Consider the following 9,306-nt stretch of genomic DNA (forward strand, 5'->3'; position numbering starts at 1 on the left):
GGATCGGTCGGTGTACCCACCGGACGAGGGGCTGACATGCATTGCCTCGTTGTCGACGATGACGCCGAGATCCGCACCAGCCTGACGGTCTATCTGGAAGGCTTTGGCTGGCGGGTCAGTGCGGCGGCCGACGGACGGGGCATGCGCCAGCAGCTGACGAGCGACCAGGTCGATGTCATCGTGCTCGATCTGATGCTGCCCGGCGAAGACGGCCTGGCGCTGCTGCGCTGGCTGTCCACGCAGGCCGATGCGCCGCCGGTGCTGATGCTGACCGCACGCGGCGACACCATGAGCCGCGTCGTCGGCCTGGAGCTCGGCGCCGACGACTACCTCGCCAAGCCCTTCGAGCCGCGCGAATTGGTCGCGCGCTTGCAGGCCCTGGTGAGGCGGGCCAACAAGGGCGGCCAGACCCTGGCCGAAGACACACGCCTGCTGCGCTTCGGCCGCTGGCGCTTCGACCGCATGACGCGCCAGCTCATCAATGCCGACGACGTCGGCATTGCCCTCTCCAGCGCCGAGTTCCGGCTCCTCGGCGCCTTCGTGCAGCGACCGGGCCGCGTGCTCAGCCGTGACCAGCTCATCGAGCTGACCCGCGCACCCGGCGTCGAGGTCAACGACCGCAGCATTGACCTGGCCGTGTCGCGCCTGCGTGCCAAGCTCGGCGACACGGCGCGCGAGCCGTCGCTGATCCGCACCGTGCGCGGCGAGGGCTATCTTTTTGATGCCGAGGTGAGCCCGTGCTGAAGCCATGGAAAGACTGGGATCGCCTGGGTCTGCGGCTGTTCCTTTTGATGTGGGCCGCGTTGGCGCTGAGCCATCTGGCGGCCTGGAGCCTCGTGGCGCAGACGCTGCACGGGCCGGGCATGGACGGGCGTCCCGGGCCACCCCCGATGCATGCCAACAGAGGCCCGATTTCTCCGCCGGCTGGTGGCTTTGACGACGCCGGCCCGCCACCGCGCGGTGAACACGTCGCCCGCGTGCCCACCTTCCCGTCGCTGCCGCCCAGCTTGCCCTGGCGCTCCAGCCTGCTGGATTACGGTGTGCGCCTGCTCGTCATCGCGTTGGCGGCTTGGTGGGGTTCGCGCTGGCTGGCCCAGCCTGTGCGCCGCCTCGTTGCCGCGGCGCAGGGGCTGACGCCGGCGCTCGCCCAGGGCCGCCCGGCGCCCGCGCTCGATGAGGCAGACGGCACGCGCGAGGTGCGTGACGCCGCGGCCGTGTTCAACCGCATGGCGGCCGAGCTGAGCGGCCAGTTCGAGGAACGCGGCCTGATGATCGCGGCCATCTCCCACGACCTGCGCACGCCGCTGACGCGCATGCGGCTGCGGCTGGAGACGGGCGAGGTGGAAGCCGGCGTGCGCGAGCGCTGCGTGGAGGACATCCGCGAGATGAACCGGCTGGTGGAGAGCGTCATCGAGGTGTTCCGTCCCGCCGAGGCGGCCGAGGCCCAGCGCGTCGATCTGTCGGCCCTGGCCCAGTCCGCTGTCGACGACCTGGCCGAGACGGGCGCCACTGTCAGTTTCACCGGCCCGCCGGCTGTCGTGCGAGCCGATCCGGTCGCCCTGCGTCGCGTGGTCGACAACCTCGTCGGCAATGCGCTGCGCTATGCCGGCCAGGCTGAGGTCAGCGTCGATCTGTCGGCCGGTGTGACGCGGCTGGTGGTGGAAGACAACGGCCCCGGCATCCCGGAAGCCGAGCTGGAGCGCGTGCGCCAGCCCTTCCGCCGCGTCGAGGGCTCGCGCAATCGCCAAACCGGCGGCACGGGGCTGGGCCTGTACATCGCTCAGCAACTGGTGCGCCGGCAGGGCGCATTGCTGGTGCTCAGCAACCGGCCAGAAGGTGGGTTGCGCGTGGAAGTCGTCTTCTAGGCGCCTCGCGCATAGCGCGCCGGTGGCTGGCCCACGTGGCGCGTGAAGGCCACGCTGAAGGTGCTGGCCGAGCTGTAGCCGACGCGCTCGGCCACGTCGGCCACGCCCAGGCTCTCGTCGCGCAGCAGCCGCCGCGCCAGAGCCATGCGCCAGGCCAGCAGATAGCTCATCGGCGCGACGCCCACCGCGCGGTTGAAGCGTTCGAAGAAGGCTGAGCGCGACAGGGCCGCCTCCCTGGCCAGTGAGGTGACGGTCCAGGGCTGGGCCGGCGCTTCGTGCAATCGGCGCAGCGCGGCGGCCAGGCGCACGTCGGCCAGGCCGCGCACCAGGCCCGGCGACGCGGCGGTGCCGGCCGCACAGCGCAGGGCCTCGATGAGCAACACCTCCAGCAGCCGCGCCAGCACCTCGTCGCGCGCCGGCCGCTCGGCGCCGGTTTCGTCGATGAGCAGCCGTACCAGCGCCGTCAACCGCGGCTCGCCGCGCACATGCATCAGCTGGGGAAGCAGCGGGACCAGCAAGGCCGCATCCGGCGAGCCGAAGCTGCAATGCCCCACCAGCAGCCGCACGTCGGCTGGGACGTCCGCGTTGCCGACGCGGTAGCTGCCGTCCGCCAGCCGCTCGGGCAGTGTCAGGGGCAAGTCCGCCGCCGCCGGGCCGGCGCTGCTGGTCGTGAAGGGCAGCGCTGCGGGCACGAGGGCGAAGTCGCCGGCTTGCAGGTCCAGCGGCGGTTGCCCGTCGACCGTGAGGCGGCACGCGCCTTCCAGCACGACGGCATAGAAAGGCAGGCCGGCGTCCGTGCGGCGCACCCGCCAGTCGCCCGCACCGGCAACCACCTTGGAAAAGCGTGCGCCGGGCTGCAGGAGACCGACGACTTCGGCGAGGGGATCGGTCACGACAGGACGTTTGCCAATGTTTTGCGGACTTTTGATTGTAGGCAGTCCTGCTGCGTCGCCCTATCGTGGCGCATCCCCCAACCCCCAGGAGTTCCCCATGAAAACCGTGCTCATCACCGGCTGCTCGTCCGGCTTTGGCCTCGAAACCGCACGCCATTTCATCGACCAGGGCTGGCAGGTCATCGCGACGATGCGCACGCCGCGCGACGATCTGCTGCCGCGCAGCGAACGCCTGCGCGTGCTGCCTCTGGACGTGACCGACGCCGCCAGCATCCGCTACTGCGTGGACGCGGCGGGTCCCATCGACGTGCTGGTCAACAACGCCGGCATCGGCCTGCTGGGCGCGCTGGAAGGCATCCCGATGGCACAGGTGCGCGAGATCTTCGAGGCCAATACCTTCGGCACGATGGCGATGACTCAAGCCCTGTTGCCGCAGATGCGCCAGCGCCGCTCGGGCGTCGTCATCAACGTCACGTCCAGCGTGACGCTGAAGGCGTTGCCGCTACTGGCCGTCTACACGGCGAGCAAGGCGGCGGTGAATGCGTTCACCGAGTCGCTGGCGCTGGAGCTGCATCCCTTCGGCATCCGCGCCTGCGTCGTGCTGCCGGGCCGCTCGCCCACCACCCGTTTCGCCGAGAACGCGCGCTCGCGCATGCAGGGCAGCATTCCCGAGGCCTATGCGGAGCTGGCCGAGCGTGTGTTTGCCAGCTGGGCGCAACAGCCGGCGGGCGAGGTCACGCATGGGCAGGATGTGGCCCTGGCTGTGTGGCGCGCGGCCACGGACCCCAGCTGCCCGATGCGCCTGCCCGCAGGTGCCGACGCGGTGGCGTTGGCGGCCTGACGGCTCAGGCGGCCGGGGCGAGGCGCGGCGTCAGGCCTCGCGACGCGCAGAAGTCACGGTAGCCGGCGATCACGTCGGCCGTCGTGATGTGCCGTTGCACCGTGCCGTCGGCCGCCACGTAGTCCACGTCGCCACGCACGATGACATGCAGCACCAGCACCTCGTYGCCGACCGCCTCCCAGCTGTCGACATTGCCGACGGGCTCGAAGACATAGTCGCCGGCGCCGATGACGCGGCCGTCGTCCAGGCGGCGCTGGCCCTGCAGGTTCAGGCCGTGCACCTCGCCGTGGTGGCGGTGCAGCGTCAACTTCGTTCCAGGCGTGAGCCGCATCAGCTCCACCCAGCCGCCATCGGCAAGGAATTGCAGCGGCAGCGACCACTTGCCCGGGCCTTCGGGGATCCAGGCGTCCAGGCCGGCGCGCTGCAATGCTGCGTCGACATGGGGCCGGACATGGGGTTGCAGGCCGTCGAAGGGTGTCGTCATCGCGCTCATGGCAATCTCCTGTGTTGCAGGGCGCTAGAGTGCCGGCTTGCATGGCTCTACAAAAGAGCCAAATTGAAGAGAAGACATGGAGCCAAGCCTGGAACTCGATCTGCAGCTCGCCGCGCGCGGTTCGCGCCTGGCCAGCCTGCATGCGGCGCTGCGTGACGCCATCGCCAGCGGGCGCCTTGCACCTGGGCTGCGCCTGCCGTCGTCACGCGAGCTGGCGGCGCAGGTGGGCGTGTCACGCAACACCGCGGTGGCCGCCTATGAGTTGCTGGCGTCCGAGGGCTGGCTGGAGTCGCGCGGCGCGGGCGGCAGCTTTGTGGCCGAGCTGCCGCGGGCCGCGGTGGGCGTTTCGGACCGCGCCAGCGTCGCGCCCTGGGCCGACAGCCGCTGGCTGCGCGGCGAGAGTGGCGGGTGGCCGGCAGCGCTCACCAGCGGCCCGGCACCGGCCTATCACTTCAAGACCGGCATGCCGGACACGGCGAGCTTTCCTTTTGACGTGCTGCGCCGCCTGCAGACGCGCACGCTGCAGGCCGCCGCGCGCGAGCCGGCAAGCTACCCGCCGGCGCAGGGCCTGCCGGCGCTGCGGGCCGCCATCGCGGGCCATGTGTCGTCGTCCCGCGCGGTGGCTTGCACGGCGGACGACGTGGTCATCACGGCCGGGGCGCAGCAGGCCTTCGACCTGATCGCGCGCGTGCTGGTCACGCCGGGTCAGACGCTGGCCGCTGTCGAGAACCCAGGCTACCCGCCGCTGCGCGCGGCCCTGCTGGCTGCGGGGGCGAGGCTCGCGCCGATACCGCTGGACGCTGAAGGGCTGGTCGTGAGCGCCCTGCCGACGGAGACACGCATCGTCTGCGTGACGCCGTCGCACCAGGCGCCGCTGGGCATGGCGATGTCGCTGCCGCGCCGGCGCGACCTGCTGAACTGGGCCGCCGGGCACCACGCCGTCGTCATCGAGGACGACTACGACGGCGAGTTCCGCTTCACGTCGCGGCCCTTGGACGCGCTGAAGACCCTGGACCGGGATGGCCGCGTCTTCTATGTCGGCACCCTGTCCAAGAGCATGCTGCCGGCGCTGCGCCTGGGCTATGTCGTTGCACCGGCCTGGGCGCGCGAGGCGCTGGTGGCGGCCAAGCATGCGGCGGGCTTTGGCACGCCGGCGCTGACCCAGGCCGCCGTGGCCGACTTCATCGTCGAGGGCCATCTGCTGCGGCATGTGCGCCGCATGCGGGGCGAGTACGCCGAGCGGCGCCGTGTGTTGGAGCAGATGCTGAAGCGCCATCTGGGCGATCGGGTGGAAATCTTCTCCGCCATTGCGGGCCTGCACCTGGCGGTGGCGCTGCCCGGCGTCGATGCCGACGAGCTGACGCGTCGCGCCTGGGCCGCCGGCGTCGGCGTCGAGCCGCTGAGCCGCTACTGGCTGGGCGCGGGCGGTGTGCAGGGGCTGGTGCTGGGCTACGGCAGCGTCACGGCGGCGCGCATTCCCGAGGCCGTGCGGCGCCTCGCAAAAGCGCTTGGCACCCTCTGAATCGCTGAACTTGGCTCTGTGACCGGGCGACCGGACTGCCTAGGCTGCAGGCCTGGCAAATCACGGAGCACACGATGGCCCACTTCATGTGCCGCACCTGCGGCACCGAACACGACGACAGCGCCCAGCCGCCGGGGCTGTGCCGCATCTGCAGCGACGAGCGTCAGTACGTCGGCTGGCAAGGGCAGGCCTGGACGACCCATGACGAGCTGGCCACCCTCCATCGCAACCGGCTGGAGATGGATCACACGCTGTTCGGCATCGGTGTCACGCCGGGCTTCGCGATTCCGCAGCGGGCGCTGCACCTGCCCGACGCAGGTGTGTTGTGGGAGAGCACGGCCCTCGTCACAGAAGAGGCGGTGGCTGAGCTGAAGCGGCGCGGTGGTGTGGAGCGCATCGCGATCTCCCACCCGCACTTCTATTCGGCCATGGTGCGCTGGAGCGAGGCGTTGGGCGGCGTGCCGATTTTCGTGCACGAGAACGACCGGGAGTGGGTGGCGCGCTGTTCGCGCTGGGTGGAGTTTTGGCGCGGCGACACGCTGGACCTGGGCCGCGGCGCGACGCTGTTGCGTTGCCCGGGGCACTTCCCGGGCAGCACGGTGCTGCACTGGTCTGGTGGCGGAAAGTCGCTGTTGCTGGCGGGTGATGCGCTGCATGTGGCGCAGGACCGGCGGCATGTCAGCTTCATGTACAGCGTGCCCAACCATGTGCCGGCAAGGCCGGCGTTGGTGAGGGAGACGCAGGCGAGGCTGCGGGGTGTTCAGTTTGACGACGTGTATGGGTTCACGTGGGGGCTGAACATCATTGGCGGCGCGAGGGCGGCGGTGGATGCGTCGTTTGAGCGGTACTTTGAAGTGGTAGGTGGGTAGGTAGTTGGTTGGATGCTTTGCGCAGCGGGTGTTTGCTCGGTGCATTGCCGGGAGTCCCGCCCGGCAGCGGGGTACCTTTCTTCTGCGGGGCCAGAAGAAAGTCACCAAAGAAGAGGCCCTGAACCGCATACGAGCACCACACCGCCAGGATCGGCGCGCGAAAACTCTCACTTCCATTTCGGGCAGACGCGACCCGCTGCGCTCTCGCTGCTGTCCCTRTGACGAGCATCAAGGATCGCCCCTTCACGCCGSTTAACGTCGGCTGCACGCCGAACTCRTCARSGAATRCYGCGTCGCTSGGGCGACGCTTCAGCGGGTGGGCACGAGTCGCGTCGCCCGCGCGACGCTGTATTTGGTTTTSTGGTGAGCMCGGCGTGCAGCCGCGCGTTAAGCGGGCAGGTGGTGCGATGGATGGTGCTGGYGACAGGGACAGCAGCGAGAGCGCAGCGGGTCGCGTCGTCCCGCAACGCCATTGGGCGTTTTCGCGCGCCGCTGACGGCGGCGCCGCGATGGTGTGCGGTTCAGGGCCTCTTCTTTGGTGACTTTCTTCTGGCCCCGCAGAAGAAAGTTACCCGGCCGCCGGGACGGACTCCCGGCAATGCAGCGAGCAGACGCGCTCTGCGCAAAAGCAGCCCGCCCGCAGCCATCAAGCCATCAAGCCGCCTGCTCCACATGCGCATGCCTTGTGTACAGGAAGTCGATGACCTCCTTGCGCGCAGCCACATAGCGAGCGTCTTCCGCCAGCTCCACCCGCACCCGCGGCCGCGGGATGCCGACTTCCAGAATCTCGCCAATCGTCGCCGCCGGCCCGTTGGTCATCATGACGATGCGATCCGACAGCAGCACGGCTTCGTCCACGTCGTGGGTCACCATGACGACCGTGCTCTGCGTGCGCGCGACGATCTTCAGCAGCTCGTCCTGCAGCTTGGCGCGGGTCAGCGCGTCCAGCGCACCGAAGGGCTCGTCCATCAGCAGCACCTTGGGCTCCATGGCCAGGGCTCGGGCGATGCCGACGCGCTGCTTCATGCCGCCCGAGATTTCGTGCGGGCGCTTGTGCAGCGCGTGGCTCATGCCCACCAGCTCCAGCGCGGCGCGGGCGCGCACCTTGAGCTGGGCGGGGCTCTCCTTGCCGCTGAAGACGGACTCGACCGCCAGCAGCACGTTGTCCAGGCAGGAGAGCCAGGGCAGCAGCGAGTGGTTCTGGAAGACGACGGCACGCTCGGGCCCCGGTGCGGCGATCTCGCGGCCGTCGCAGATCAGCGCGCCCGAGGTTGGCGCCAGCAGGCCGGCGATCAGGTTCAGCAGCGTCGACTTGCCGCAGCCCGAGTGGCCGATCAACGTGATGAACTCGCCGCGCTGCACGTCGAGATTGACGTCCTGCAGCGCATGGAAGCGCCCCTTGCGGGTGGTGAAGACCATCTCGGCGGCTTGCACTTGGATGAAGGGCTTCATGGCATCAGTCCTCGAAGGTGAAGTGCTTGGCAAGAGACATCAGGAACCATTCGAGCAGCAGCCCGACGGTGCCGATGACGAAGATGGCGATGATGATGTGGGCGACGTTGAGGTTGTTCCATTCGTCCCAGACCCAGAAGCCGATGCCGACGCCGCCGGTCAGCATCTCGGCCGCGACGATGACGAGCCAGGCCGTGCCCACCGACAGGCGCACGCCGGTCAGCACATAGGGCAGCACCGCGGGCAGCAGGATGCGCGTGATGACCTTCCACTCGGACAGGCGCAGCACGCGGGCGACGTTGAGGTAGTCGACCGGCACGCGCTGCACGCCGACGGCTGTGTTCACCACCATGGGCCAGATCGAGCAGATGAAGATGGTCCAGATCGCGGCCGGATTCGCGCTCTTGAACACCAGCAGGCCGATGGGCAGCCAAGCCAGCGGCGACACCGGCTTGAGCAGCGCGATCAGCGGCGACACCATGCGGTTGGCGAACTCGAAGCGGCCGATGATGAAACCCAGCGGGATGCCGACGAGGGCCGCCAGGCCGAAGCCCATGCCGACGCGCGACAGCGAGTTCAGGATGTTCCAGCCGATGCCCTGGTCGTTCGGGCCCTTGCGATAGAACGGGTCGGAGAAGAGCTGCACGGCGGCATCGAAGGTTGCTGCCGGGGTGGGGAAGCTGCCGCCCTTCATGGTGGCCAGGCCCCAAAGACCAATGAGCAGGGCCATGCCGAGGACGGGGGGCAGCACGCGCATCGCCAGCGCACGCCAGTCGTAGGGCGTGCGTTTCGGTGCAGGCTTGGGCATCTCGGCGGGTGCGGCAACCGCGGGGCGGTTGGCGCTGGCGGTGGTGGTGGATGCAGAAGCCGCAACGGCTTCGCCCGGGGAGTGGAAGACTGCGGAGACCATGATTAAGCCTTGATCTTGAAGCCGTCGGCGTACTTCGCCGGGTCCTTGCCATCCCAGACAACGCCGTCGATCAGCTTGCTGGTGCGGAAGTCACTCTTGGGCACGTTGATGCCCATGGCGCTGGCCACTTGCTTGTAGAGCGCCGTCTGGTTGACCTGCTTGGCCACCGCCAGGTAGTCAGGGTGGGACTTGAGCAGGCCCCAGCGCTTGTGCTGGGTCAGGAACCACATGCCGTCGGACAGGTAGGGGTAGTTCACCGTCCCGTCGTTGAAGAACTTCATGTGGTTGGGGTCGTCCCAGGTCTTGCCCAGGCCATTCTGGTAGCGGCCCAGGATGCGCTGGTTGATCGCGTCGACGCCGGTGTTGATGTAGGCCTTCTGCGCGACCGTCTCCGCCATCTTCAGCTTGTTGGACAGGCTGGCGTCGATCCAGCGGCTGGCCTCCAGCACGGCCATCATGAC

General features: G+C 69.2%; 9 protein-coding genes and 1 pseudogene. 5 read left to right on the forward strand and 5 right to left on the reverse strand.

Annotated elements, in window-relative coordinates:
• Positions 1-36 precede the first annotated feature (36 nt).
• A complete protein-coding gene (locus tag ACXJKR_RS00205) occupies positions 37-744 on the forward strand; it encodes a response regulator (RefSeq protein ID WP_457319737.1) in 708 nt (235 codons plus the stop codon).
• Positions 738-1,865 carry an ATP-binding protein gene (locus tag ACXJKR_RS00210; protein ID WP_457319739.1) on the forward strand — a complete coding sequence of 376 codons (1,128 nt, stop codon included), beginning with the start codon at positions 738-740 and terminating at the stop codon, positions 1,863-1,865. The genes ACXJKR_RS00205 and ACXJKR_RS00210 overlap by 7 nt, the downstream gene beginning before the upstream one ends.
• On the opposite strand, the gene ACXJKR_RS00215 is transcribed toward ACXJKR_RS00210, so the two are convergent.
• A complete protein-coding gene (locus tag ACXJKR_RS00215; RefSeq protein ID WP_457319741.1) occupies positions 1,862-2,758 on the reverse strand; it encodes an AraC family transcriptional regulator in 897 nt (298 codons plus the stop codon). The genes ACXJKR_RS00210 and ACXJKR_RS00215 overlap by 4 nt on opposite strands.
• A gap of 97 nt (positions 2,759-2,855) precedes the next feature.
• Here ACXJKR_RS00215 and ACXJKR_RS00220 point away from each other — a divergent pair, with 97 nt between their 5' ends.
• On the forward strand, positions 2,856-3,599 hold the full coding sequence (locus ACXJKR_RS00220; RefSeq protein WP_457319743.1) for an SDR family oxidoreductase: 744 nt from the start codon (positions 2,856-2,858) through the stop codon (positions 3,597-3,599).
• A 4-nt stretch (positions 3,600-3,603) separates the two neighbouring features.
• Here ACXJKR_RS00220 and ACXJKR_RS00225 read toward each other — a convergent pair whose 3' ends face one another.
• On the reverse strand, positions 3,604-4,092 hold the full coding sequence (locus tag ACXJKR_RS00225) for a cupin domain-containing protein (RefSeq protein ID WP_457319745.1): 489 nt from the start codon (positions 4,090-4,092) through the stop codon (positions 3,604-3,606).
• Between the two features lie 76 nt (positions 4,093-4,168).
• Between ACXJKR_RS00225 and pdxR the strand changes: the two genes are divergently transcribed.
• Positions 4,169-5,614, forward strand: coding sequence for a MocR-like pyridoxine biosynthesis transcription factor PdxR (gene pdxR / locus ACXJKR_RS00230; RefSeq protein ID WP_457319746.1), 1,446 nt, complete (start codon positions 4,169-4,171; stop codon positions 5,612-5,614).
• A gap of 74 nt (positions 5,615-5,688) precedes the next feature.
• On the forward strand, positions 5,689-6,483 hold the full coding sequence (locus ACXJKR_RS00235; protein WP_457319748.1) for a hypothetical protein: 795 nt from the start codon (positions 5,689-5,691) through the stop codon (positions 6,481-6,483).
• Between the two features lie 654 nt (positions 6,484-7,137).
• Here ACXJKR_RS00235 and ACXJKR_RS00240 read toward each other — a convergent pair.
• From ACXJKR_RS00240 to ACXJKR_RS00250, 3 genes and pseudogenes are all read right to left on the reverse strand, one after another.
• The gene (locus ACXJKR_RS00240; protein WP_457319750.1) at positions 7,138-7,935 is read right to left on the reverse strand and encodes an ABC transporter ATP-binding protein; all 798 of its coding nucleotides are present in this window, start codon (positions 7,933-7,935) and stop codon (positions 7,138-7,140) included.
• Between the two features lie 4 nt (positions 7,936-7,939).
• Positions 7,940-8,845, reverse strand: a complete 906-nt coding sequence (ntrB, locus tag ACXJKR_RS00245; protein ID WP_457319752.1) for a nitrate ABC transporter permease — start codon at positions 8,843-8,845, stop codon at positions 7,940-7,942.
• Positions 8,846-8,847: 2 nt separating this feature from the next.
• Positions 8,848-9,306, reverse strand: a pseudogene (locus ACXJKR_RS00250) (nitrate ABC transporter substrate-binding protein); the annotation flags it as partial.

It is taken from the genome of Roseateles sp. P5_E11, assembly GCF_054049355.1.